This window comes from Sphingomonas sp. (assembly GCF_017304615.1).
Taxonomy (GTDB): Bacteria; Pseudomonadota; Alphaproteobacteria; order Sphingomonadales; family Sphingomonadaceae; genus Sphingomonas.
In genome coordinates this window covers 818,304-843,667 of sequence record NZ_JAFKLZ010000002.1, presented here as the reverse complement: position 1 = coordinate 843,667, position 25,364 = coordinate 818,304, and the positions used below count along the sequence as shown (strand labels likewise).

The window sequence follows — 25,364 nt, the reverse complement described above, 5'->3', positions numbered from 1 at the left end:
TCGGCTCATACTGACGAGGAGCATGTATCGTGAACGACCTGATCGGGCGTGTATTCGATTTCGAGAAGCGGGTCTTCCCCAGCCGCAACGACCTGTATGCCAAGCTGGCGGCGCATGGACAGAGCCCCAAGGCGTTGATGATCTCCTGCGCCGACAGCCGTGTCGTCCCCGAGCTGATCATGCAGGCCGACCCCGGCGACCTGTTCGTCTGCCGGAACGCCGGCAACATCGTCCCGCCGTTCGCGACGCAGAATGGCGGCGTGTCGTCGACCGTCGAATATGCCGTCGCCGCGCTCGGCGTGCGCGACATCATCGTCTGCGGTCATTCCGACTGCGGCGCGATGAAGGCGCTGATGAATCCCGAAATGCTGGAGGGGATGCCCAACGTCGCCGCCTGGCTGCGCCACAGCCACGCCGCCGAATCCGTCGTGAAGGCGGGCTACGGCCCGCTCGACAACAAGGACAAGGTCCGCGCGGCAAGCCTGGAGAACGTCGTTGTCCAGCTCGCGCACCTGCGCACCCATCCGTCGGTCGCGGCCGGGATCGCGCGTGGCGAGATTTCGCTGCACGGCTGGTTCGTCGACATCCACGCCGGTCAGGTGCTCGGCCTCGACGGCGTGAGCGGGCGCTTCCTGCCGATCCGCGACGACCGCCCACTGCCCGTCGCGCTCCCCGCGGGGCAGCGGCTGGCGATGGACGAGCCGATGATGGAGGCCGCGGAATGAGCACCGCCACCAACGCGGCCAAGCCCGCTGGCGGCTTCCTCGCGCGCGATTTCACCGCGTCGATCGTCGTTTTCCTGGTCGCGATGCCGCTCTGTATGGGCATCGCCATCGCATCCGGCGTACCGCCCGAAAAGGGTCTGATCACTGGCATCATCGGCGGCATCGTCGTCGGTGCGCTGGCCGGCTCACCGCTGCAAGTCAGTGGCCCTGCCGCCGGTCTCGCGGTGATCGTGTTCGAGCTGATCCGCGATCAGGGCCTGTCGGCGCTGGGGCCGATCCTGATCCTGGCCGGCGCGATTCAGGTCGCGGCCGGCATCTTCAGATTGGGCGGCTGGTTCCGCGCGATCTCCCCCGCCGTGGTGCACGGCATGCTCGCGGGCATCGGCGTGCTGATCGTCGTCGGCCAGTTCCACGTCCTGTTCGACGCCAAGCCGCTGTCGAGCGGGCTCGATAACCTGACCGCGATGCCCGGCCGCTTGCTCGGCCTCGATCCCGCCAATGTCACCGCGACAGAACTCGCGCTGGCGCTGGCGGTGCTGACGATCGGGATCATGATCGCATGGGACAAATTCCGTCCCGCCTCACTCAAGCTCGTGCCAAGCGCATTGCTCGGCGTCGTCGCGGCGACCCTGGTCGCCTATTTCGCCGGGCTCGACGTGACGCGCGTGAACGTGCCGGAATCGATCGCAAGCGCGGTCGCCTTGCCCGACGCGTCGATCTTCGCGAAGTGGCTCGATCCGTCGATCCTGCTTTCGGCGCTCGCCATCGCGTTCATCGCCAGCGCGGAGACGCTGCTGTCGGCCGCCGCGGTCGACAAGATGCACGACGGCGTGCGCACCGATTACAACAAGGAACTCCGCGCACAGGGCGTCGGCAACCTGTTGTGCGGCGCGGCGGGCGCGCTGCCGATGACCGGCGTGATCGTGCGCAGCTCGGCCAACGTGCAGGCGGGCGCGGTGACGCGGCTGTCGGCGATGCTCCACGGCGTCTGGATTCTGGGATTCGTCGCGCTGCTGCCGTGGCTGCTACGCGAGATCCCGATGGCGACGCTCGGCGCGGTGCTGGTGGTGACAGGCTGGAAGCTGGTCAATCTCAGCCATGTGCGCGAACTGTTCCAGCATCACGGCGTCCTTCCCGCCGTGATCTGGGCGGCGACGTTGATCGTCGTCGTGGCCGAGGACTTGCTGACCGGCGTGCTGGTCGGGATCGGCCTGTCGCTGATCGAAGTCATTCCGCATTTCCGGCGCCTCAAGCTCGGCGTCGAACAGGACGAGGGCGATCACGGCGTCGCGATCCGACTGTCGGGGGCAGCGACCTTCGTGCAGTTGCCCAAGCTCAGCGACGTGCTCGACCGCGCACCGGCGGGCAAGCCGGTAGTACTCGACGGCACGCAACTGGCCACGGTCGATCACACCTGCGCGGAACTGATGCGCGACTGGCTAGCGCGGCGCCGATCGAGCGACAACCAAGTCACCGTGCTGGGCGGATCCGGTCCGCTGGCCCGATTGGCGGCCTAGGAGCGCGGGCCTCGGCGAGCTACAAGCTCCCGAGGCCCGTTGGGTTCGCTTAAGGGCTGGAAGTGCGAACTAACCCGCGGCTTCATTGCCCACCTTCCGTACCTAAATTATAGTGTAGCCAAGCCCTTCGGGTGCTTCCCGCACGACATATTCACGCGGGAGGAACAGGGTCGCGACCAGCGCGAAAGCACGCAAAACCGTGCGTTACACCATGTTACCGGGTGTCAACTTAGAGGAAAGACAGACAACATTAACCATGCCGCACTCGCCGGGCCGATCGGGTCCGCGACATGTGAGGCTTATGATGTTCAAGACCTTTCGCGTATGTGCCCGCTCGCTGCTGTCGTCGACGGCAATGCCGTTTTTGCCCGACGCCGCTCAACAAGCTCAGCGGCCAGCCGCCAACCGCCTTCGCCTCGTAGTCCCGGCGCTGTCGGCGATCGGCCTGATCGCGATGCCGGGCGCGGCGATGGCGCAGAGCGTTGGCGGGGGCATGGCTCCCGCAAGTGGATCGACCACGGCCGGCACCGGCGCCACGACGGGCGGCACCGGCGGCGCGACAAATTCGGTCGCGATCGGCCAGGGATCGAGCGCCAATCCGACGACGGGCAGCAAGTCCGGTGCGACCGCGATCGGCAATTCGGCCAAGGCCAATGCCGAGGAAGTAAGCGTTGACGGACCCAGTACGACAGGGTCCGGGAGGTGCGCCACCGACACGACCGGTATCGCAGCGCATCCCTATCGAGCGTCAATATTGAATCCGCCGCGCCTTTACCCAGGCTGAGAACATGTCGAGCCGGCAAGCGGTCGCGGCTTTGGAATTGCCGCAGCCGGGGATCGGCAAGTACTGGCGATATGGCCCCTCCTTCCCGGTCAGCGGGCGCTGCTCGCGGAGTTGGTCCATCGTCTGCGCGCGGTAGAAGGCGCGGACGTAGCGCGTGCCCTTCGCGTCCTTCAGCACCTCGAACCCCAGGGCGCTGCCCGGCGGCACGTCGTCGGCGGGGTAGCTCGGCACTTTCCAGTGCACCTTCAGGAAAGCACCCAGGTCGGCGATGTTGGTATCATGGCCCGCGAACAGCGCCAGCTTGGTCGCTCCCGGCTGCTCCATCGCGTCGAGCATCGCGCTGATCAGCGGCGCGGCAGCGGCGCGCGCGACATAATCAGGCCGGTTCGAATATTTGAACTTGAGCGGATGGAAGCGCAGCAGCTGTTCGATCTGCGGGCGCGTTACGCGGCCCCAGCCGACGTCCTTCATTGGCATGCCTTCGAGATATTCGAGCAGAAAGGTCTGGCTGGCGGTCGATCCGACATCGACGGGACCGTCGAGTTCAGGGCGGTCGCGATCGACCACGACAAGCTTGTTTGGCTCGGTCAGGAGCGGGCAAAGCACGGGACAGTTGAGCACCTTGGCGAGCAGTTCCAGGTCGCCGCGATACGCCTTTACGTCCGCTTCGACATTGCCGCCCGGCGCAAGCTTCAGCGCTTCCCGATAAGCGCGCTGGCTGTCGAACCCGGCCGGCTTGTCGTCGAGACCGTGGAAGATCGGATCCGGACCATCTTCGGTCGGGTGCGCGACCTCTGCCGTGCAGCCTGGCATGAAGCCGTCGCGCCAATTTTCCGCGGTGCGGATCGCGCGCGACTTGCCGCTCGCCTGGAGCGACACGACGCCGGGCGCGGGGCAACCGGGGCCGAACAGTCCGCGTGACGAGTAATAAGCGCGGTCGGCCTCGCCCAACAGCTTGACGCCCGACGCGCCGCGGTCAGTTAGCAGGCCGTAATCGACCGTCCAGCTCGGCCAGCCTTCGGCGGAATAGCGCTTGGCGACCGGCATCGCCTTGGTCGGCGGTCTGATGCCATGGCGCATCATCATCACGACGCGCTCGAGCTTAAGCGCAGGTGCGGCAGCATTTGCGCGCGGCTGTCTAGCAGTGGCGATCGTCCCGGCTGCAGTGGCGGCCAACAAGGCGATGGCAACGGCGATCTTCATGCGTATTTCCCCCGGCTGATCTCTCTGCATGCGAGCGCCCGACGACAATTTTATGACGGCGCGTACGTCCGCGAATGCCGTCAAGATACTGCAAAGTTTCCGTCACCTAAGCGTCATTGAGCGGGGCTAGGCGCCGATCAACCCAGACCGGAGTCGGCCGGAGATGGGGTTGGGGGGTGAATGCCCCCCTCGGGGGAAAATCGATGACTATTACTTTTCGTGGCCGCGGCTTGGCCGGCGCCAGCGTCATTGCGTTCGCGGTGGTGTGCGCACAGCCGGCGGTCGCGCAGGATGCCTCGACCGCGCCGAGCGCGGCCTTGCAAGATGCCGAGGGCACCGTCGGCGACATCGTCATCACCGGCCGCCGCGCCGCTGAACGCGCCGCCGTCGAGCTGAAAAAATCATCGGACGCCGTAAGCGAGTCGTTGGTGGCCGACGATGTCGGCAAGCTGCCCGACCAGAACGTCGCCGAAGCGGTCCGCCGCCTCCCCGGCCTGTCGGTCGCGAACGACCAGGGCGAAGGCCGCTACGTCATTATCCGCGGCGTCAATCCGAATCTGGTCAACGTCACCGTCAACGGCCAGACCCAGCCCGCCCCCGAACCCGATGGCCGTCAGGTCAAGCTCGACGATATTCCCTCGTCGTTGATCGCCGTCGTGACGATTTCGAAGTCGCTCACGCCCGACCAGGACGCCAACGCGATCGGCGGTGCGGTCGACATCCGCACGCTGTCGGCGTTCGACCGCGCCAAGACCTTCTTCGCCAGCGCGCGCGGCGAATATGGCTGGTACAAGCTCAACGGCAAAAGCCCCTATGCGGCCGACGCGCAAGTTGGCGGCCGGGTCGGCGATTTCGGCATCGTCGCGTCGGCAAGCTATTCGTATCGCCCGATCGAATCGGAAAATTTCCAGGGCAGCACCACGTTCGACAGTGCAGGGCGCCCCGACCAGTTCGGCCTGCGCGACTATAATCTGGTCCGCAAGCGCACCGGCTTCGTGCTCAACCTCGACTATCGCCCAACAGACGCGATCAAGCTGTTCCTGCGCGGCACCTATTCGAAATATTCGGACAACGAATTCCGCGATCAAAATCGCGTCGACAGCCTTTGCTATTATTCGGGCGGCACCACGTGCGGGTTCACCACCGCGCCCGCCAACGCCAATTCGTTCCGCGGCCGTCCGTCGATCCTGATCCGTCGCCGGATCGAGGATGACAATACCAAGTCGGTGTCGGGCGGCGGCTCGTTCAAGTTCGATGGCGGCGCGCAACTCGACGTCGCGGGCGCCTATGCCAGCGCGGTCAAGATCGACAATCTGCGCAGCGAATTCAATTTCCGCGGCAGCGCGACCGGCGCCAATTCGGTAACGGGTACGTATGACATATCGACATCGCCCTACACCTTCACGGTGTCGCCGGCGTTCACCACGGCCTATTCGCTCAACAGCGTCAATTACGACAAGCGCCGCGCGCAGGAAGATCTATGGCAGATCCGTGCCGACTTCACGCTGCCGATCCCGGTCGGCGACGGATCGTCGATCAAGGTCGGCGCAAAATACCTTCACCGCCGCAAGACCAACGATCGCAACTATCAGCAATACGGGCTGGCCAGCGGCCAGACGTTCACCGCGGGTAACGCGTCCTATATCGGCGACACCAGCTTCTACGGCGATCGGTTCGTGTTCGGGCCGCGCATCGATTACGATCGCGCACAGGCCTATATAGCGGCCAACCCAGCTGTATTGTCGCAAAGCGCGTCGAACCTGCAATCGACGCGCAACAACAGCCTGGTCAACGACTATGACGTGACCGAAAAGATCATCGCCGGATATGCGATGGCGACGATCAAGGTCGGCGGGCTGACCATCATTCCGGGTGTCCGTATCGAACGGACCGAGGATTACGCGCTCGGCAAGCTGATCACCGCCACCTCGACGCCGACACAGGGGTTCAACAGCGTCGGCAGCCGCTCGTACACCTACGCCTTCCCCGGGATCAATTTGAAGTTCGAGGCGACCAAGGATCTGATCCTGCGTGGCGCGATCACGACATCGATGGGCCGGCCGAACTATCCCGATCTCACCCCGTTCGTATCGGTCGACGCCACCGCCAGCCCGACCGCGATCACGCTGGGCAACACCGCGATCCAGCCATACAAGGCGGTCAATTTCGACGCGACCGCGGAATATTATCTGGGCAAGCGCGGCATCGTTTCGGTCGGACTTTTCCTCAAGGAAATCGACAACCCGATCTACACGCAGGGAGCGACGGTCACCAACGTCACCTATGCCGGCCAGACCTTCGCGACCGCATTCGTGACGCAGCCCGTCAACGCCGACAAGGCGACGATCAAGGGCATTGAGTTCAACCTGCAATATACGCTCGATTTCCTGCCGGGACCGCTAGGCGGGCTGGGCGTGTCGGCCAACTACACGATCGTCGGCGGACACGGATCGGGGCTGCCGGGGCGCACCGGCGAGTTTCCGCTGTTCTTCCAGTCGAACAATATCGGCTCGGTCCAGCTGACCTACGAGAAATACGGCATCTCGGGCCGCGTCGCCTATTCATTCCGGTCGAAATATCTCGACACAATCGGGACCAGTGCCGCGAGCGACCAATACACCGACTTCAACGGCCAGCTCGATGCGCGTATCGGGATCACGATCAAGAAGGCGGTCGAGGTCTATGTCGAGGGTTCCAACCTCAACAACGCGCCGTGGCGCCGGTTCATCGGCAGCAAGAGCTTCCTGGTCGAACGGGAGCAATACGGCCGTCTGATCAAGGCCGGGGTGCAGGTGAAGTTCTAGGGTCAGGACTCACTCATCAGAGCCAGAAGATGACGGCGGTGGCACGTGCGATGGTGGAGAGTGCTTCCATCATGCGCTTGAACACCGCCATGGCAGCCGGTCGAGGTCACTCACTTTCAGTCTCCCCCGGAGCCTGAAGCAGTTTGCCGCACTCACCTCGACCAGTTCGAGCCTAGAATTTGGCTCCGAGTCGCACGCCCATCGTCTGCGGCGTGATCGGCACGATATAGGGCCGCTGGCCGCAACTGCCGCACGCCACGAACCGCGACAATTGGCCGCGCGTGTCGAAGGCGTTCTGCAGGAACACTTCGAAGGTGAAGCGGCTGAACTCCGCACCCAGCGCGAAATCGGCGGTCGTGAACGATTTCAGCCGGCCGAACTGCGCTGCTGGGTTGATGACGTTGCCGCTGAACGTCTCGTAGACGGCGGTGCGGATGTCGGACGCCGCCGAACTCTGGTAGGACACGACGCCCTGACCATAGACCTTCACTCCACCCACCGGCACGGTATAGCGCGCCGACCCGTTGAGCTTCACGCGCGGCGTAATCGGCAATCGCGTGCCCTTGGGGGCCGAGACCATGTTAGGAATGCCATCCGGACTCGGCAGCGTGCAGGTAAAGCTGGGATCGTCGAACAGGCACAGATTCCGGGTCGTCTTGGCGTCTGTATAGGAACCGGAAGCGGTTAGGTTCAGCCCACCCAGCGTCAGCGAACTGTCGAACTCCGCGCCCCAGATCCGCGCGTTCGGCCCGTTGTGGATTTCGGTGAAGCTGTTCGCGCCGAGGAACGCGAACTGGAATTTCTTCCAGTCCTGTCGATAGACGGCGGCGTTGAACCTCAGCTTGCCGCCCAGCCAGGTGGTCTTCAGCCCCGCTTCGTAATTGGTCAGGAAGTCGGCGGCATAAGGCGGGATGTCGTTGCGGCGATTGATACCGCCAGGCCGGAAACCGCGTGACCAGGTGGCATAGGCCAGCACGCCCGAAATCGGTTTCCACGACAGGTTGAAGCGATACGTGACACCCTCGCCGCTGGCCTTCACGGGCAACAGCTTGCCGCCTGAATAGATGGCGAGGTTCGTACAGGGACTCCCCGCGACCGCCGCGGGCAGCAGGGTCGTGTCGGCCTGACCCGCCAGCTGGGCAGCGCGCAAGCGAGTGCCGCTCGTCGTGAAGCACCCCGCCACGCCGGTCCGGGTCGAATAGGCCGCGTTGGGCGGCGGCCCGCCGTTCACCTGATCGAATGCCGGGTTACGCCCGAACCCGAAGAACCCGATCAACGTATTGTCGTAGATGAAGGCGCGGCCGCCCGCGGTTAGGGTCAGCGTCGGCGTCACGTCGAAGCTCGCTTCGCCGAACATCGCATAGTCCCTGTCGACGCGGCGTTGCTGAGTCAGCCACAGCGTGCCGGGCGAACCGTTGACCGACAGCAACGGGGCCAGGCCGGCGACTTGATAGTCCTGGTGGATCTCGTTCGACTGACGCTGATAGAACGCGCCGGCGACGATGCGGAACCGGTCGGTCGATGGCGAGGCGACGCGGAATTCCTGGCTCATCTTCCTGAAGTGATCGGTGCCGATCACCTTTTGCCGCGGATCGATCGTCAGGCCGGCCGCGTTTTGGAAATAGAAATAGCCCGCAATGCCGCCGACCGACGAATAGAGATTGTCGTACGCCTCGGCATAGTCGGTATAGTCGCTCGACTGGTAATCCTTGCGGTCGAGATAGGCACCCGCATAGGTCAGGTCCCAATTGCCCAGCTTGCCTTCGATCGTCAGCCCCGCCTGCCAGAAGCGGTCGCGACGGAATTCGGGGAAGAAATGCTGGACCTTGAGGTCGCCGACGCTCGGGTCGTAGCCATAGGCGCCGTGGCTGCGCGTGTCCTGGTACATGAAGCTGGGCGTGACCGTCCAACTGTCGTTCAGGTCGATCTTCAGCGCGGCGCGCCCACCGGCGATCTCCGTGTCGTTATAGTTCTTCTTCACGAAGGCCGTGTTGGTGATGGTCCCGGTATAACCCGGCGCGAGCGGGGCGAGCGCCGCCGATACGTCGAAGGTGCGCGTGCCGGGGACATTGTCGATAAACCCGGCGTCACGCTCGTAATAGCCGACCGCGCGGAACGCGATGTTCGCCGTCAGCGGGATGTTGATCATCCCCTCCGCCTTGCCACCGTATCCGCCCTTGCTGACCTTGTTCCCTTCCAGGTCGATGCGGCCGTAGGTGCCCGACAGGTCCGGCTTGTTGGTGATGATGCGGATCGTGCCGGCTTCGGAGGACGCACCGTACAGCGTGCCCTGCGGCCCCGACAGGCTCTCGATCCGGGCGATGTCATAGATATGGACGTCGAGATTGCCGCCGATCGTCGTCACCGGCTGTTCGTCGAGATAGACGCCGACCGACGGCAACGTCCCCGAATGGTTGCCGTCGCCGCCCGACGCGACGCCGCGCATGTAGATCACGTTGGTGCCCGGCGTGCCGCCCAGCGCCTGGAACGACACCGACGGCAGCATCAGGGCATATTGCGAGAAGTTGGTGATGTTGAGGTCGTCGAGCTTCTTCGTCGTCAGCACGGAGACCGAAATCGGCACGTTCTGCAGGCTTTCCGACCGCTTGGTCGCGGTGATGACGATGTCGTCGGGACCAGCCGACGCGTCGGGGGCCGCGGCCGGCGGCGCGTCCTGCGCCATCGCGGGCATGGCGACGAACGCAGCGGAGGCGAGCAAGGCGGCGAAACCGGCACGACGAACGGAAAGCGACATCGCAAGAGCCCCTTATTATTTTGCGACGTCAGACTGTTCGCGGGTGCAGCAAGCGTCAAGCGGGCGGCATGGTTTACGTAACAAAAGTGTCAGGCCGTTGCCCTTTTACAACGCAGCAGGCGCCGCGGGATAAGCGGACAGCACGTCGCCCAGCGCCGCCTCAAGCGGGCCGAGCCATTCGGCGAACGGCTTCCATGCTTCCGTCCCGTCGCGGAAGATCGGCTGGCGGACCTGTTCGGAACTCGCCGTCCGCACAGCGCGCTCGGTCTCGTGAAACGACAGGCAGGCCGGTTCGAAGTCCAGCCCGCAATAGGCGAGCAGCGCGCGCGTCTCGCGCTCCGGATCGTCCACCATTTCCTCGTAGATCACGCGATGAACGCGGCCTGGCAGCACGCTATCGACATGCGCCATCAACCGGACATAGTCGCGATAGTAACGGCCCATGTCAGTCAAGTCGTAACTGAACGCCTGACCGCGCGCGAAATGCTGTTTGAAATTGGAGAAACAACAGCCGAGCGGGTGCCGCCGCGCGTCGATGATCTTCGCATTGGGCAGGATCAGGTGGATGAACGGCAGATGCGCCCAGTTGTTGGGCAATTTGTCGATGAAGAACTGCCGGTCGGTGCGACGCTGGATCCGCGCGCGCCGCAGATATTCCTCGCCCATCGACCTGAGCTTGTCGGCGGTGAAATGACCGACCGCCTCGGGATAATTGTCCTCGCGCCGCGCGAGGGCTGGGATGTCGGGCAATTCGGTCGTCCCCTCGACCAGGCTGTGACTGGCGAGGATCTGTTCGATCAGCGTCGATCCGGCGCGCGGCATGCCGAGGATGAAGATCGGGTCTGGCGCGCTACAGCCGAGGCCGGCGCCGGCCGCGAGGAAATCGGCGGAGAACAAGGCGATGCTGCGATCGACGAACCGCTCGGTCTCGTCGGCGTCGTAGGACTGCCGCGTCCTGCGGAGCGCATTGCCCGCGGCATAGTGACGAAAGGCCGGCTCGGGCTGCTGCCGATCCTCGAACGCCTTGCCCAAAGCGAAATCGAGGTGGAAGCGATCCTCGTCGGAAATGCCGGGTTCCGCGAGCGCGGCCTCCATCGCGGCGATGTCCGCGTCGTCGAAGCGGACAGTTTTCAGGTTGGCGAGGCTCCACCATGCCTCACCAAGCGCCGGCATTAGGTCGATCGCGCGGCGATAGGCGGCGACACCGTCGGCCTGACGCCCGACCGTCTTGAGCATATGGCCATAGCTCATCCAGACGCGCGGTTGGTCGGGCGCTTCGCGCAGTACGCGGTCGTAGAGCGCGATCGCCTCGTCGAAATCGCCGATCCGGCCATAGGCGGCGGCCTGAAGGTTGGCATGGCCGACATTGTCGGGATCGTCGGCGATCACCCGGTCCAGTTCGGCGATCGCCTCCGCCGGACGGTTGAGGCGATAGAGCACCAAGGCGAGGTTCGACCGTGCTGCGGTGAACCCAGGCGACAGTTCGACCGCGCGCCGCAGCAAGTTTTCCGCATCGCGATACCGCCCGATCCGCCCCGCCAGTTCCGCCAGCATCCGCATCGCCGCGACGTCGAAGGGATCGTCGTGCAAATGCCGCTTCAGCAACGGCTCGGCATCGCTCAGCCGGTTGTCGTTGAGCGCCAGCGCCGCCTCGACCAGCCGAGGTGGATAGCGCCCGCTCGCCGCTATGCCCGCCGCCGCCACGCTCTATTTCGACAGATCGGCGAACAGCGACAGGTAATAGGTGATGCCCGGCGCGATGTTCATCACCGGCGTGCGCTCATTGAGGCCGTGGCTGAAGTCGTCGGATTCCTTGAGGAAGGTCGGGCTGGCACCATAGCTCGGCACATTGTGATAGCGGAACCACATGCTGTCGCTCGCACCCGACGCCTGGCTCGGGAAGACCGGGACACCCGGATAGATGCGCCGCATCGCCTTTTCGACGGCGGCGATGAAGTCCGGCCGCATCGGCGAGGCGTCGTTGGGCACCGATCCTTCTGTCACGTCCTTGAACGTCGCCGCCGGTTCGGCCGCGACGCGTTGCAGCTCCGCCATGATCTCGGCGGGCTTGTGGCCGGGGAAGATGCGGCAATTGATGTTGGCGACCGCTTTCTGCGGCAGCGCGTTCAGCGCATGTCCTGCGCTGACCATCGTCGCCACGCAGGTCGTGCCGATCCGCCCGACCGTGCTGGGATTGGCAACCAGCGTCGCGATCGCCCGTTCGTCGGTCGGATCGGCGACGAACGCCAGCATCGCCTTGCCGATCTCCGGCTCCTCATACGGCGCGGCGGCGGTCAGCGCGGCGCGAGTCAGCGGGCTCAGCTCGGGCTTGAAACGATACGCGCCGATCCGCTCCAGCACGCGCGATAGTTGCACGATGGCGTTGACGGGGCGCGGCGCCGACGAATGCCCGCCGGGGTTGGTGATCGTGATCTCGAAATCGGCATAGGTCTTTTCGGCGCCCTGCCAGGTAAAATATTCGGGCTTGCCGGTCGCTTCGTCGAGGACGCCGCCGCCGCCGTCGATATTGAGCACGAGATCGGCATTCTTGAGCCGTTCGGCGATGATCGCCGACGTCTTCATCACCGTTTCCTCGTCACCGGAAAATTCAATGATGATCGTGCGGCGCGGCTTGTACCCCTGGCGGCGCAGTTCGGTCAGCGCGGCGATCGCGATCGCACCGTCCAGCTTCATGTCGGTGGCGCCACGCCCGTAGAGATAGCCATCCTCCACCACCGGCGTGAACGGATCGCGCTGCCAGTCGGACGGCTTGGCCTCGACCACGTCCATGTGGCCGGAAATGACCAGCGGCTTCAGCGTGGGATCGGTGCCCGGCCAAGTGCCGATCAGATAGGCGGTATCATCGACCCGCGTGATCTCGACATCGCTGTCGGCGAACCCGCCCGCTACCAGCGCGGCCTTGAACAACGCGGCAACCTCGGGCGTCTTGTTGCTCGGACCCGCGACCGACCGTAGCGCAATCGCCCGCTTGGCGAGATCCAGCGCCGCGGCGTCGGCGACTGGATGCGCGGACCGAACCTGCGCCGATGCCGCGGCCGCCATCATCAGTCCCGTTACAGCGATCCAGCCCAATCTGTTCATCAACGTCTCCCGCGCGACGCCGGCGTTGTCGGGCAACAATCCGTTCCGCGCAAGGCGATAGGAACGGTTATCGGTTCGGCCGAAACTCGACCGGCACGAGGTGGCCGTGGTCAAGCCCCCAGCGCCGCCGTCAATTGAGCGGCGCGAACCCGAAACCGCGCAGATACTGAACCTTGATGTTCACGGTGGTAATTCCCGGTCCGGCGGTCACCGTGGCCTCGTCGACCGTCGGCTTGCTGCGCCCCAACACGCGGTTGGCGGGTATGCCCGCGCCGTCGCTCCAGAACGAGAATTTGTCGCGGCCGACGCGATTGTGCCGCAGCATCAACGCGTAGCGGCCCGGACGCGGAACGCGGATGCAGATCGCCACATTGCCCGACGCCGGCACAATGGCGCGAGTTCGCCGGAACGTCTTTCCGGCAGCGACCAGATCCATGTCGGGCGCGAGGTAATCCGCCGCAGTCGCCGGATACAGTTCGAGCCACAACTCGCCCTTGCGGTCCTTCAACCCCTGGACATCGACTTCGACCGCCGGCCCGCGGCCCGCCCGGCAGAGCGCGGCATCCTCTCCGATCGTCTCCGCCGCTAGTGGGGTCGCGGTGAAGGCCCCGCAAACGATGAGCGGGAGGGCGGCTAACGTGAAACGCATAAGGGAAATCCGGGCGGTAAGGGTCTGTTAAGCTAGACGGTGCGCAGGCGGTCTTCCCGCACCTCCACCCCCAAATAATCTCATCGATTCCCGGCATCGCGGCGGCGATAGACCAAAAGGCGGTCCGGCCCGCGCGGCGCCGAAAGCACCAGTCGATAGTCGCTGGCCAGCGCCGCGCGCACGACGGCAAGGCTCGCTTCGTTCCATGGCGCGAGCGGATGGTCCATCGTCACGATGACGGGCGGACGCCCGGCGATGATCCTGCGCACCTCCGCCGCCTCGTCGACGCCGGTTGCGCCGCGTTCGGGTTCATAGGCCAGGGTCGACGGAAAAGCATAGGGGGTCGGCAGGCAGGCGTCGGCCAGCAGATACAGAACAGCGTCCCCGGCAAAGACATAAGGGCATTCGCGCCCGCTCTCGGCCTTGATCAGCCGCGCGACATCGCGCGTGGATGTGCCATTGTTCGGCTCGGTGGTGAGGTGGAAAAGGAACAGCATCGCCCCCCAGCTCATCGTCGCCCCCAGCGCGACGCGGTGACGCCCGAACACCGGCGCAGCAAGCATCGTCAGCGGGACCATCAGCGGCAGCGCGTAATGGTCGAAGAACGCGCCGATCATGGCGAACGCGACGAGCGCGGCGATCAGCCATCCGAGGGCTATCGATGTTTCCGCACTGCGCGGAACGTGCCGCCACGCGATGACGGTGCTAACCACGAGCGGCAACAATTGCGCCGTCGTGCCGGCTAGGCGAGCCACGATCTTCGCGGCGGGATAGCCCCGGCGCAGCGCCACCGACGTAAAATTGGCGAACCAGAACGCATCGAAGGTCGCCGGTCCCTGTTGGTAATACCAGGCGACAACCAGCGCGGTCGGAAGAATGCCGAGCACCATCCACGCCACCGCCGCGCCGGCCGTCATCACCAAAGAGGCGCGGGCGCGACGCAGGTACACGACATGCATCACGCCGAAGAAAGCGCCTTCGACCATCGGCGTATATTTGGTCTGGATCGCCAGCCCGGCCAGTGCGCACGTCGCCGCGCCGTTGAGGATGATCGCCCGCCCATCGCGCCGGGCGGCAAGATCGGGCAGCCGCAACGTCAGCAGGCCGCCAGCAGCGACGAACAGGTTGTAGAATATCGGCGACTGGCCGCCCCGGCCGCTGAGCAGCGACAGCCAGAGGACATAGGCGACGGCAGCGGCGAACGCGCCTTCGCGGCTTGCCCCCAGACGCCGTCCGGCCTTGCCGACCAGCACCGCGGTCGCCGCAGCGAACGCCGTCGCGATCATTTGATAGGCGATGATGCCGTCGCCGGGTATCAGCCGGATCGCCGCGAAGATCAGGAAGAGGCCGACCGGCTTGCGATCCCAGACGTCGACATAGGGCACCGCGCCGTGCAGCATCCGGTCGCCGACGAGCAGATAATATTCCTCATCGACATGGATGGCCGGATTGCCGAAATCGTGTGCACGCAACGCAACCACGATGACGAGCAGCGCTGCGAACAGGGCAAGCGAATGGCTTTGCTTCGGTCGGCTCTGAATCGCCGCCGTCGTGAAATACGCCATCTCCATCCGCCATTTTTTAAGGCGGGCGGGTGCCTTGCGTCATGCGACTTATTTTTGCGTCCGGGTGTGAGGTTTGCGCATCCGGCGTCGTCTTAAAGGCCCTGCGGCGCGACCCGGGCGGCGGCATCATGGAAAATAATTTGTAAACTTTTGCAGTTCGGGTGTGCGGGTCCCAGGTCGCCGCGTCGTCGTCAGATCGGGGGCAGCGGAAACCGGTGCCGGCGCAGCGACGGGCGGCATTCTGCTGGAGGGCAGCCGTTTTAGTCCTGTTTCGGCTCCGGTTTCTTTAACACCGACGCCCCGCTGGACGGCAAATGTATCTCGACCTCGCCTCACCCCCGATGACCGACGCTCGCCAGTCTGATCGGCGTTCGGCGGACTGGACCGTGCTGATCCCGTTCTTCAACGAGCGCGACTATATCGCTGCGACCATCGCCAGCCTCGCGCGGCAGACGGTGGCGACGACGATCGTCCTGATCGACAACGGATCGACCGATGGCAGCGCAATCATCGCGCTCGAGGCGTGCCGTGATAACCATATCGCGCACGCCCTGTTCACCGAACGCACGCCGGGAAAGATCGCCGCCTTGCGCGCGGGACTCGACGCGGTGCGGACGCCCTATGTCGCGACGTGCGACGCCGACACGATATACCCCGCGCATTACCTGGCCGAGGCGCAGCGCGTCCTCGAACGACCCGGCTGCGCGATTGCCGGTGCCTATTTCGTCGCGCCCGACGCCGACGATGAGGATCGCCGCGCCAAATCGCGCTCGTTCCTCGCTGTCGCGCGGCTATTGCCCCGGCAATGTCATACCGGCGGCGCCGGCCAGGCGTTCCGCGCCAGTGCGTTGCGGGCAGCCGGAGGGTTCGATCCGCGGCGCTGGAGCTTCGTGCTCGAAGATCATGAGATCATCCATCGCGTGATGCCGTTCGGCACGATGCGATACTCGTCCGACCTCTGGTGCGTGCCCTCCCCGCGCAAACGCGACCGCGCTTCGATCCGGTGGACACTGGTCGAGCGGCTGACCTATCTGGCGACCGCGCCATGGGCCGGGGACTGGTTCTTCTATTCGTTCCTGGCGCGGCGGCTCGCCCGGCGCCGGCTGCTCAGCCATCGCATGCGCGAGCGACGGTTCCAGATGCTCGAGGGGCCGGCCCTTGCCACGTCTCATTCTATGTTCTGACGATTTCGCCTTCTCGCGCGACGTCACCGAGACGATTGCCGGACTGGCGCGGTACGGAAAGCTCAACGCGATCGGCTGCATGACCGCAATGCCGAACTGGCGCGCCGACAGCAGACTGCTCAATGGCCTGCCCGATCACGTCCAGATCGGGCTGCACCTGACGCTGACCGGCGAGCGGCCGCTGACCGCGATGCCGCGGCTGACCCCCGACGGTGTATTGCCGACGATTGAGACCCTGCGGCGATCGGCGCGTAGGGGCATGCTTCCGCTAGGGGAGATCGTGGCCGAGGTGGTCGCGCAGTTCGATTCGTTCATCGCCGCGATGGGCCGCCCCCCGGCGTTCATCGACGGGCATCAGCACGCCCATGCCCTGCCCGACATTCGCGAGATCGTTTTGGCCCAGACAGCCCGCCTCGCGCCCGGCGCCTGGGTCCGCAATTGCGCCGACCGCCCATGGGGCATTTTGGCACGGCCGTTCGTCGGTAAGGCGATCGGCAGCGCCTATCACTCCCGGGGACTGCGCGCAGCGGCGGCGTCGCATGGGCTAGCGTGCAACGACGGGTTCGCGGGCCACTATGATTTCGCCAGCGACTATCGCGACATCTTCCCGCGCTTTCTTCGGCGGCCGGGCAAGATGCACGTCGTGATGTGTCATCCCGGCGCGGGGCAGCGCCCCGGCGACACCATCGCCGCCGCCCGCGAACGCGAGGCCGAAGCCTTGCGAAACTTGCCGATCGCCGACATTGCTGCTGCCGCCGGTTTGGCGTTTCCGACCTGACTCGAGATTGGAGCAGTGTGGCTGACAGCGGCCTGACCGCCATTTTCCTTGCGCAGCGGCCGATGCTGCTGCGGTTGCTGACCGCTCGGCTCGGCAGCCGCGACGATGCCGAAGATGCGTTGCAGGACATGTGGCTGCGGATCGACCAGCTCAGCGACCGGCCGGTCGATCAGCCTGCGGCGTTCCTCTATCGGGTCGCCGCCAACCTGGCGACCGATCGCCGCATCGCCGCCAGCCGCCGCGTGGTGCGCGATGCCGCCTGGGCCGACCATCAGCCAGACGCCGACGACCTTCCCGATGCCGAGCGAGTCTCGATCGGGCGGAGCGAATGGCAGGCGGTCGAGAGCGCGCTGAACGACATGCCCGAACGCATGGCCACCGCGCTGCGGCTGTTCCGCATCGAAGGTCGGCCGCAACGCGACATCGCCGAAAATCTGGGGATCAGCGTCAGCGGGGTCGAGAAGCTGCTGCAGCGCGCGTACCGCAAGATTCACGACCGGCTCGATCGATCCGGTGAGGATTCGGTGGGCTCGCGTCGTCCTGACTATGAAAGGGGCCCGGATCGTGCAGATTGAACGGGGTGCAATCATCGATCAGGCGATCGGCTGGCATGTGCGCCTGGCCGAAGCGCGTGACGACGAATGGGGCGATTTCGTCGCCTGGCTCGAGGCTGACCCGGCCCACGCCGCAGCCTATGACATCGTCGCGCGTGAGGACCACATCGTCGGCGATGCGCGCTTTCCCGAGCCGGTGCCCGAGGCAGCGAACGACAATTCCCGGTCGCGCCGGTGGTTCGTCGCGGGCGGCGCGGCGGCCGCCGCGGCAATCGCCGCATTGCTGGCGCCTGGCATGCTCGCCACGCGCCCTGCGCCGTACGAGCTCGCCACGAAACCCGGCGAACGCCGCATGGTCGCGCTGGATGACGGCACCCGCATCGAAATGAGCGGCGGCACGCGTATCCGGCTGGACCGCGCCGATCCGCGCGTCGCATCACTCCAACAGGGTGAAGCGACCTTCCACGTCCGGCACGACGCCGACCGGCCTTTCGCGATCAAGACGGGCGGGATCACGATTCGCGATCTCGGTACGGTGTTCAACGTCGATCGCGAAGGCGACAAGGTAACCGTGGCCGTGGCCGAGGGGTCGGTGAGCGTCGAACCCGGCCGCGACGGCGTGACGCTGGTCCGCGGCGATGCGCTGACCATCGACCAGCGGAGCGGGAGCGCGGTGCGGAGCAAGGTGTCGCCGGAGTCGGTCGGCGGATGGCGGAGCGGCGACCTCAGTTTCGACGGCGCGACGGTCGGTGAAGCAATCGCGACATTCAACCGGCTTTACGGCGCCGACGTCGTCGCCGACCCCGACTTGTCCGCCCGGCCTTTTACCGGCATGCTTCGCTTCACGGGAGCCGCCGATCGGGATGTACCGCATCTGGCCACAGCGATCGGGGCGAATTGGCGGCGTGACGGGCAGCGGTGGATATTGTCGAACGGCGCGCCGCCTACGCGTTGATCTTTTTGCGCTGTTGATCGCGGGGGCCATCTATTCCCCGCACCCGGCGATAGCGCGCGATGCCATCATCTCGATCCCCGCAACGACATTGGACGTCGCGCTGGTGACGCTGGCGAGGGAGACGAACGTCGAAATCGTCAGCACCGAACCGGCGCTGCGTCAGGTCAGGACGCGCGGGGTTTCGGGAACCATGCCGGTGCGCAAGGCGCTGGCGCTACTGCTCGACGGTACCGGTTTTCGTGCGATCTCGATGCCCGGCGGCGGCTATCGCGTCGTCCGTGCTGCCGCCAAGATCGCGCCGCGCCGCGCTGTGCCCACCGCGCCCGCGCGGCCCGAGGCCCAGCCCGACATCGTCGTGACCGCCAGCAAGCAACGCGTGCCCTTATTGCGCTATCCCGGCAGCCTGACGGTGGTCGAACGGCGACTGCCGACGGATAGCATCAGCGACGGCAACATGTCCGATCTGGCGCGGACCCAGCCGATCCTCCAGAGTACGCAACTCGGCGCTGGCCGCAACAAGGTGTTCATTCGCGGCGTCGCCGACAGCAGCTTCAACGGCAGCACGCAATCGACGGTCAGCATCTATCTGGACGACGTCCAGCTCAACTATTCCGGCCCCGATCCCGGGCTGCGGCTCTACGACGTCAAGTCCGTCGAGGTGATGGAGGGGCCGCAAGGCACGCTCTACGGCGCGGGCGCGATCGGCGGCGTTATCCGGCTCAATTCCAACCCCGTCGCGCTCGACAAGGTTGGGGCGAGCATCGCGGGCGGCGCGACCGCCACGAAAGGTGGCAGCCCCGGGTTCGACGCGGCGGGCATGATCAACCTCCCCATCGTTGCCGATAGGCTCGGTCTCCGCATGGTCGCGTACCGAGTCCGCGACGGCGGCTATATCGACGACTCGATGCGTCGGCTGTCCAACGTAAATCGCACGGACACGGTCGGCGGGCGAGCCGCGCTCCGCTGGGTCGCGGGCGATGGATGGCGGATCGACCTGAGTGGCGCAGCGCAGCAGATCGATACCAGCGACGGACAATATGCCGAACGCGCCGAAGCGCCACTGAAGCGCCGTTCGTCGATCGCGCAACCGTTCAGCAACCGGCTGCTGTTCGGCCGTGCGGTCGTGTCGAAGGAGTGGGACGACGGGCTGCAACTGACATCGGCCACGGGTATCGTCGGCTATCGGTCGAGCGATCAATTCGACGCGACGCCGCCGCCGGCGCCCGGAATGCCGCGAACGCCGGCGACCTACACCTCCACGCGACGCAAACAGCTTTTGAGCCAGGAAACGCGCCTCTCGCGCTCCTTGCCCAACGGCAATTCGTGGGTCGGCGGCTTCACGTTCATTTCCGACCGCGACATCTTGTCGCGATCGATCGGCTCGCCCGACGCCCCGCCCAACATCATCGGCGTCACCAACGTGACCAAGGCGGGATCGGCGTTCGGCGAAGCGACGTTCGGCGTACTACCCGGCTTGTTCGCGACGTTCGGTGGCCGCGCGACCTATGCGCGCGTCGATGGCGAGCCGTCGAGCCGGCCGCGCTCCGAGAATTTCGTCAAGGGCCGGTCGACCCAGCGAGTCGATCCGACGATCGCTTTGTCCTGGACGATCGCGCCGCGGCTGGCGGCCTATGCCCGCTTTCAGACCGGTTATCGCACCGGCGGTCTGGCGGTTGCGCCCGGAGTGGGACGAGTCGCCGATTACCGGGCCGATTCGATCACGGTCGGCGAACTCGGCATCCGCAAACTGCGGGACGGCCCGATCGGAGTCTCCTTGTCGGGCGGCATATCCTTCGCTCGCTGGCATGGCATTCAAGCCGACCTGATCAGCGCGCGGGGGCAGCCCTATACGGCCAATATCGGCGATGCGCGGATCGCGACGCTGGAGGGGAATCTGGACTGGATCCCGGTCGCCGGCCTCAACCTACGCGCCGCGTTCCTGCTGACGAACAATCGAGTCACGGGGCCGATTGCGGACCAATCGAAGCGCGACAATCGCCGCTTGCCCGAAACGCCGCCATTCGCATCGCACATTGGCTTGTCATACGAATGGACCGCGGGGAACCTCAGCCCCCGGATCGGTGCGACGGTCGATTATGTCGGCCGGTCGGTGCTGGGCACCGGCGATCTTCTCGACGTCAATCAGGGGAATTACGCCGTGCTGGGCGCCAGCGCGGGGTTGCAGTGGCGCAACGTCGAACTGTCGCTGACCGTCGACAATGCCGGCAACAACCAGGCCAACCGTTTCGCCTTCGGCAACCCGTTCACCTTGGTGACGCGGAATCAGCTGACACCGTTGCGCCCCCTCAACGCACGCCTGGGCTTTGCCGTCGACTGGTAGGCGACGGCCGGCTGCCGAACACGTCTATCGTCCGTTGGCGACCTAATTATCGGGTCGGCAACCTAGCGCGGCTTCAACATGACGACAGACTCGCTGTGTCCGCCCAGTAGGCGAGCTGCTTGAACTCCTTCAGACGCATTCTTTGAATGTTTTTCACTGTCGTGTGAATTAATATTGCATTTCGCCCGTCTCACAGCCATGATGATTGCGCCGCACCGGAGAGTGCGGGTCATTTGGAGGAGGATGACTGATGGTCAGGTCTATTCTGCTGTGCGGCGTCGCTGCGATCACTCTGCCGACTGCGGCCGCCGCGCAATCCGCGCCGGTAACCCCGCCGGCGGCTAGCCCCGCAGCATCCGATAGCACCACGGCGAAGTCGACCGATCAGGACACCGCGAACGCTTCTTCGCCGGCCTCTCCCGACATCGTCGTCACGGGATCCCGCATCGTCACCAACGGCTTCCAGCAGCCGACGCCCGTGACGGTCGTCGGCGAGGTCGAGATCCAGCGTCAGGCTCCTCCGACCATCGCCAGCTACCTCAACCAGCTGCCTTCCTTCGGTAACGCGACATCGGCGAAGAACCCGGCGATCAACGTCGCGGGCGGCGGTGCGGAATTCGTCAATTTGCGCAACCTGGGTCCGACCCGCACGCTTGTCCTGCTCGACACTCGCCGCGTGGTCGAATCGACCAGCGCCGGCGGCGTTGACACGGTCACGCTGCCGTTCGGCCTGATCAAGCGAGTCGAAGTCGTGACGGGCGGCGCCTCGGCCGCGTGGGGGTCGGACGCTGTCGCCGGCGTGGTCAACTTCATCCTCAATCGCGACTATAAGGGTTTTGGCGTCAATCTCGAGTCCGGCGTCAGCGGTCGCGGCGACGCCGGCTATGTGAAAGGCAACCTAACGGCCGGGTTCGGGTTCGCCGGCGGCAAGGGCCGATTCGTTGCGGAATTCGACTATTTCAACCAGGGAAGGGGCGTCGACCTGATCGACCGCGACTGGTTCAAGAGCCGCGCCGTCGTCAATAACCCCGCTTATACCGCGACCAACGGCCAGCCGCGCCAGATCACCGTTAGCAACACGGGCACGTCGAACACATCGCCGGGCGGCGTCATCGTCTCCGGAATCCTGCGGGGTACTCAGTTCCTTGGCCCGAACGGAACGCCCGCATCCTATAATTTCGGCAATCAGTCGGGTCTGGTCCAATATGGGGGCGATGTCGACAATACGGTCGGGCTGGCCCGGTCGATCTCGACCCCGCTCAACTACGCCAACACGTTCGCGCACGTCGATTACGACGTCACGCCGAATGTGACAGCCTATGCCGAAGGCTTCTACGGCCGGACGAACTATAACGAGAATGGCTACCTATATTATCTGCGTCAGGGCAATCTGACGATCAACGCGGACAATGCCTATCTCGACCCGACCCTGGCCGGACGCCTGGCGACAGCCGGACAGACGACCTTCAGCCTTGGCAAGAGTACGATCAACATGGGTCCGCCGACGTCGCGCAATAACCGCGACATCTGGCGTGCCGTGGTCGGACTGGACGGCAAGATCGGGTCGACCTGGCGGTGGCATGCTTACTACACGCACGGCGAGTCGAAGACCAACCTCTACGCCGACAACGACACGATCATCGCCAACTTCCTCAATGCGGTCGATGCGGTGCGCGTGACGGCGGCCAACGTTGGCTCGTCGGGCCTGGCGATCGGGTCTGTCGCCTGCCGGAGCACGCTGACCAATCCGAACAACGGCTGCCGCCCCTACAATGTGTTCGGCACCGGCGCGGTGCCGGCCGATGTCGTCGCCTATACGCACGGCACCGCGTATCAGCGGTCGATCGTCAAGCTGGATGTCGCATCGATCGATGCGTCGGGCACCCTGTTCCGTCTTCCCGCGGGTGACGTCTCCGTCGCGTTCGGCGCCGACTATATCAAGAACCAGGCCTTCTCCACGCAGGACGCGCTGGCGCTGGCGCGCGCCTATGCGGTCCAGAACTTCCAGCCCTTCTCGGGCAGGCGCCACGTCAAGGAAGCGTTCGCCGAGATCAGCGTCCCGCTGCTGAAGAACGTGCCGCTGTTCCAGAAACTCGACATCAACGCCGCCGGTCGCCTGACCGACTACAGCACCAGCGGCACGGTCAAGACCTGGAAGCTCGGCATTACCGACCAGATCTTCAACGACTTGCGTGTGCGCGCCACGCTGTCGCGCGACATCCGCGCGCCGACGCTGACCGATCTGTTTTCGGGCGGGACGCTGACGCAGCAACCGGTCTTCGATTCGCTGACCAACACGACCTATCCGCAATATACCAATGCGAAGGGCAATCCGGCGCTCAAGCCCGAGATCGCCAACACGCTGACCGCGGGTGTCATCTACAGCCCCAGCTTCATTCCGGGTCTGCAGCTGTCGGTCGATTATTATCGCATCAACCTGAAGGGCGCGATTTCCTCGATCTCCGCGGCGCAGGAGCTTGCCTTCTGCAACGCCGGCCAGACGCAATATTGCCAATATATCCATCGCGACGCGAACCTGGCGATCCTGTCGATCGACACTGTTCCCTTCAACATCGCCAGCCTGAAGACGCTGGGCTGGGACTTCGAGCTTGCCTATCGTCACCCCATTGGGCCGGGACAAGTCAGTTTCCGGGCGCTCGGCTCCTACGTGCCGGTGTTCACGCAGATCGACGCCCTGGGCAACGTCACCAAGTTCGCCGGACAGGTGGCGGACCTCAATCCGGGCCAGCCCAAATTCAAGGCGAACGCCACCCTGACGTACGAGCAGGGACCGCTCTCGCTGACGCTGGCCTCGCGCTATGTCGGACCGGGGGTGCTCCAGAATGCGTGGAAGACCGGCGTCGACGTCGACAACAACCGGGTCGGCAGCTTCATGACGTTCGGGCTCACCGCCGTCTACAAGTTCGACATCAAGGGGGCGACCTATGCGCTGACCCTTGGCGTGGACAATCTGTTCGATCGCGATCCGATCGACCTGCCGGTGGTTCCCGCCACGGTGCAATATTCCGCGCCGGGGCTGGGCGGCCGTTTCGACCTCTACGACCCCATGGGCCGCGCCTTCCGGATGGGCTTCAGAGCGAAGTTCTAGGGGCGGGGGAGATGGCGGGAGCCGACGACGTCAGGATTGCTTGACCCGTCGCCCCCCCCGGCTAGCCGCCCCCGCCCGTCAGGGACGCGGCGTGGGGTTGCGGGCGAGATACGTGCGGCTCTGCGCTGCGACGATCGCGATCAGGTTGCCGATCGAATGATCGACGTCGAGGATGTGCAGCCCCCATGAATAGTCGATCCCGAACGGCCGCACGATCTCGCCCGCCAGCCGGTTGGTCCGCTTGCCGCGCGGATCGGTGTTCACGCTGAGCGCGAGATAATCGAACTCACCGCTTTCGATGCAGCGCGTCGTGATCAGGCCCGGCGTCTTGACGAACGGCGTACCGATCGGCTGCGGCGGGTTGATCCAGTCGGGCTGGGTAGTGCCGCCGGCGTCGTTGAGGAAACCCTTGGTGACGAAATAAGATTCAGCCAGCCCAGCCCCGCCGCCGAGATTGGCGGGATTGGTGCACGCAACCCGCATCCCGTCGCGCGTTCGCCCGAACAGTGTCTTGGCGGGCGGCGGATACGAATCGCGGAAGGTCGCATAGCTCACGATGCAACCCGTCTGCCCCTTTGCGCGGCATAGCGGCACGTTCTTGAAGCTGCCGCCGACATCCTTGCCCGGCGGGACATAGACCGCCGCGCCGAGGATCAACGCCGAGACGATCCGCGACTGCACCGACTTGCCGTCAATATCCTGCGCCAGCAGCCGCGCGATCATCGCCGCGCCCTGGCTGTGCCCGATCAGCACAACGCCGCGCCCCTGATTTTCGTGCGCGAGATACCAGTTCCACGCATCCCGGACGTCGTTCAGCCCGCCGACCCCGTCGGGCAGCTTTTCGCCGACCGGTTGCGGCCCGCCCACGTTGCGGCGCAGCGCGGTCAGCGTGCCCTGCCGGTACATCGGCGCGAACTGGCGACACACCTTTCCGAAGCGCGCGAATTGCTCCTTGACGTCGTCGGTTTCGCGAAAGTCGGGAATGAAATCGGACTGCCAGCCCGGATCCTTGGACACGGTGGGATAGACGAAGAAGCAGTCGATCGGCGGATCCTTGGCGGGGACGTAGCGCTCGATCGTGGTCGATCCGTCGGCGGCGATCACCGTCGCGTCGAGATTGACGCGGCAATAGTTGACCGCAAGATCGGGCCGGCACAGCCACAGCGCCGGATTGGCATAGTCGGCGTGCGGAATCCGGGGATCGGGCGCGACCTGAGCGTACGCGGGAGCGCTAGCCGCGGCCAGCCCCAGCAAAGCGAGGCCCGCCGCCAGCAACGCGCGGCCCGGCTTGGAGAGCGGCCTGTTCGTCAGTCTGATCATCGTTCGGCTCCTCGAACCA

17 protein-coding genes are annotated in these 25,364 nt (G+C 65.2%); 10 read left to right on the top strand and 7 right to left on the bottom strand.

Annotated features, from left to right (window positions below; all coding sequences use genetic code 11):
• The first annotated feature begins 29 nt into the window (after positions 1-29).
• From J0J06_RS12330 to J0J06_RS12320, 3 genes are all read left to right on the top strand, one after another.
• Complete coding sequence (locus tag J0J06_RS12330) at positions 30-725, top strand: carbonic anhydrase (RefSeq protein ID WP_294042332.1); 696 nt, start codon at positions 30-32, stop codon at positions 723-725.
• Positions 722-2,242, top strand: coding sequence for a SulP family inorganic anion transporter (locus tag J0J06_RS12325; protein WP_294042330.1), 1,521 nt, complete (start codon positions 722-724; stop codon positions 2,240-2,242). The genes J0J06_RS12330 and J0J06_RS12325 overlap by 4 nt, the downstream gene beginning before the upstream one ends.
• A 301-nt stretch (positions 2,243-2,543) precedes the next feature.
• A complete protein-coding gene (locus J0J06_RS12320) occupies positions 2,544-3,026 on the top strand; it encodes a hypothetical protein (RefSeq protein WP_294042328.1) in 483 nt (160 codons plus the stop codon).
• Here J0J06_RS12320 and J0J06_RS12315 read toward each other — a convergent pair.
• Entirely contained in the window at positions 2,991-4,229 is a 1,239-nt protein-coding gene (locus tag J0J06_RS12315) for a histidine-type phosphatase (RefSeq protein ID WP_294042326.1), read from the bottom strand. The two genes, J0J06_RS12320 and J0J06_RS12315, sit on opposite strands and share 36 nt — an antisense overlap.
• A gap of 203 nt (positions 4,230-4,432) precedes the next feature.
• Here J0J06_RS12315 and J0J06_RS12310 point away from each other — a divergent pair, with 203 nt between their 5' ends.
• A complete protein-coding gene (locus tag J0J06_RS12310) occupies positions 4,433-7,033 on the top strand; it encodes a TonB-dependent receptor (RefSeq protein WP_294042324.1) in 2,601 nt (866 codons plus the stop codon).
• A 172-nt stretch (positions 7,034-7,205) separates the two neighbouring features.
• Here the strand turns inward: J0J06_RS12310 and J0J06_RS12305 are convergent, their stop codons facing one another.
• The 5 genes from J0J06_RS12305 to J0J06_RS12285 all read right to left on the bottom strand — a co-directional run bounded on the left by J0J06_RS12305 (position 7,206) and on the right by J0J06_RS12285 (position 15,104).
• Positions 7,206-9,788 carry a TonB-dependent receptor gene (locus J0J06_RS12305; RefSeq protein WP_294042322.1) on the bottom strand — a complete coding sequence of 861 codons (2,583 nt, stop codon included), beginning with the start codon at positions 9,786-9,788 and terminating at the stop codon, positions 7,206-7,208.
• Positions 9,789-9,893: 105 nt separating this feature from the next.
• Positions 9,894-11,492, bottom strand: a complete 1,599-nt coding sequence (locus J0J06_RS12300) for a sulfotransferase (RefSeq protein WP_294042319.1) — start codon at positions 11,490-11,492, stop codon at positions 9,894-9,896.
• 3 nt (positions 11,493-11,495) lie between these two features.
• Positions 11,496-12,890 (bottom strand): M20/M25/M40 family metallo-hydrolase, encoded by a 1,395-nt coding sequence (locus tag J0J06_RS12295; protein ID WP_294042518.1) that lies wholly within the window; start codon positions 12,888-12,890, stop codon positions 11,496-11,498.
• Positions 12,891-13,020: 130 nt separating this feature from the next.
• A complete protein-coding gene (locus tag J0J06_RS12290) occupies positions 13,021-13,539 on the bottom strand; it encodes a DUF2141 domain-containing protein (RefSeq protein ID WP_294042317.1) in 519 nt (172 codons plus the stop codon).
• Positions 13,540-13,619: 80 nt separating this feature from the next.
• Entirely contained in the window at positions 13,620-15,104 is a 1,485-nt protein-coding gene (locus J0J06_RS12285; RefSeq protein ID WP_294042315.1) for a hypothetical protein, read from the bottom strand.
• Positions 15,105-15,418: 314 nt separating this feature from the next.
• Here J0J06_RS12285 and J0J06_RS12280 point away from each other — a divergent pair, with 314 nt between their 5' ends.
• The 6 genes from J0J06_RS12280 (at position 15,419) to J0J06_RS12255 (ending at position 24,025) form a co-directional block, all read left to right on the top strand.
• The gene (locus tag J0J06_RS12280) at positions 15,419-16,288 is read left to right on the top strand and encodes a glycosyltransferase family A protein (RefSeq protein WP_294042313.1); all 870 of its coding nucleotides are present in this window, start codon (positions 15,419-15,421) and stop codon (positions 16,286-16,288) included.
• A complete protein-coding gene (locus tag J0J06_RS12275) occupies positions 16,263-17,066 on the top strand; it encodes a ChbG/HpnK family deacetylase (protein WP_294042311.1) in 804 nt (267 codons plus the stop codon). Before J0J06_RS12280 ends, J0J06_RS12275 begins: the two co-directional genes overlap by 26 nt.
• Before the next feature lie 17 nt (positions 17,067-17,083).
• The gene (locus J0J06_RS12270; RefSeq protein ID WP_294042309.1) at positions 17,084-17,641 is read left to right on the top strand and encodes an RNA polymerase sigma factor; all 558 of its coding nucleotides are present in this window, start codon (positions 17,084-17,086) and stop codon (positions 17,639-17,641) included.
• On the top strand, positions 17,631-18,575 hold the full coding sequence (locus tag J0J06_RS12265; RefSeq protein WP_294042307.1) for a FecR domain-containing protein: 945 nt from the start codon (positions 17,631-17,633) through the stop codon (positions 18,573-18,575). The genes J0J06_RS12270 and J0J06_RS12265 overlap by 11 nt, the downstream gene beginning before the upstream one ends.
• 13 nt (positions 18,576-18,588) lie before the next feature.
• A complete protein-coding gene (locus tag J0J06_RS12260) occupies positions 18,589-20,916 on the top strand; it encodes a TonB-dependent receptor (protein WP_366931221.1) in 2,328 nt (775 codons plus the stop codon).
• A 250-nt stretch (positions 20,917-21,166) separates the two neighbouring features.
• Positions 21,167-24,025: a TonB-dependent receptor gene (locus tag J0J06_RS12255; RefSeq protein ID WP_294042304.1), complete on the top strand. Its 2,859-nt coding sequence runs from the start codon at positions 21,167-21,169 to the stop codon at positions 24,023-24,025.
• Between the two features lie 78 nt (positions 24,026-24,103).
• On the opposite strand, the gene J0J06_RS12250 is transcribed toward J0J06_RS12255, so the two are convergent.
• Positions 24,104-25,345: a DUF3089 domain-containing protein gene (locus J0J06_RS12250; RefSeq protein WP_294042302.1), complete on the bottom strand. Its 1,242-nt coding sequence runs from the start codon at positions 25,343-25,345 to the stop codon at positions 24,104-24,106.
• Positions 25,346-25,364 lie beyond the last annotated feature (19 nt).

Bases quoted from the DNA above. Each gene is read 5' to 3' on its own strand.
- J0J06_RS12290 (WP_294042317.1), bottom strand. From the start codon at position 13,539: ATGCGTTTCACGTTAGCCGCCCTCCCGCTCATCGTTTGCGGGGCCTTC.
- J0J06_RS12310 (WP_294042324.1), top strand. From the start codon at position 4,433: ATGACTATTACTTTTCGTGGCCGCGGCTTGGCCGGCGCCAGCGTCATT.
- J0J06_RS12295 (WP_294042518.1), bottom strand. From the start codon at position 12,890: ATGAACAGATTGGGCTGGATCGCTGTAACGGGACTGATGATGGCGGCC.
- J0J06_RS12305 (WP_294042322.1), bottom strand. From the start codon at position 9,788: ATGTCGCTTTCCGTTCGTCGTGCCGGTTTCGCCGCCTTGCTCGCCTCC.
- J0J06_RS12325 (WP_294042330.1), top strand. From the start codon at position 722: ATGAGCACCGCCACCAACGCGGCCAAGCCCGCTGGCGGCTTCCTCGCG.
- J0J06_RS12285 (WP_294042315.1), bottom strand. From the start codon at position 15,104: ATGGCGTATTTCACGACGGCGGCGATTCAGAGCCGACCGAAGCAAAGC.
- J0J06_RS12255 (WP_294042304.1), top strand. From the start codon at position 21,167: ATGGTCAGGTCTATTCTGCTGTGCGGCGTCGCTGCGATCACTCTGCCG.
- J0J06_RS12250 (WP_294042302.1), bottom strand. From the start codon at position 25,345: ATGATCAGACTGACGAACAGGCCGCTCTCCAAGCCGGGCCGCGCGTTG.
- J0J06_RS12320 (WP_294042328.1), top strand. From the start codon at position 2,544: ATGATGTTCAAGACCTTTCGCGTATGTGCCCGCTCGCTGCTGTCGTCG.
- J0J06_RS12280 (WP_294042313.1), top strand. From the start codon at position 15,419: ATGTATCTCGACCTCGCCTCACCCCCGATGACCGACGCTCGCCAGTCT.
- J0J06_RS12315 (WP_294042326.1), bottom strand. From the start codon at position 4,229: ATGAAGATCGCCGTTGCCATCGCCTTGTTGGCCGCCACTGCAGCCGGG.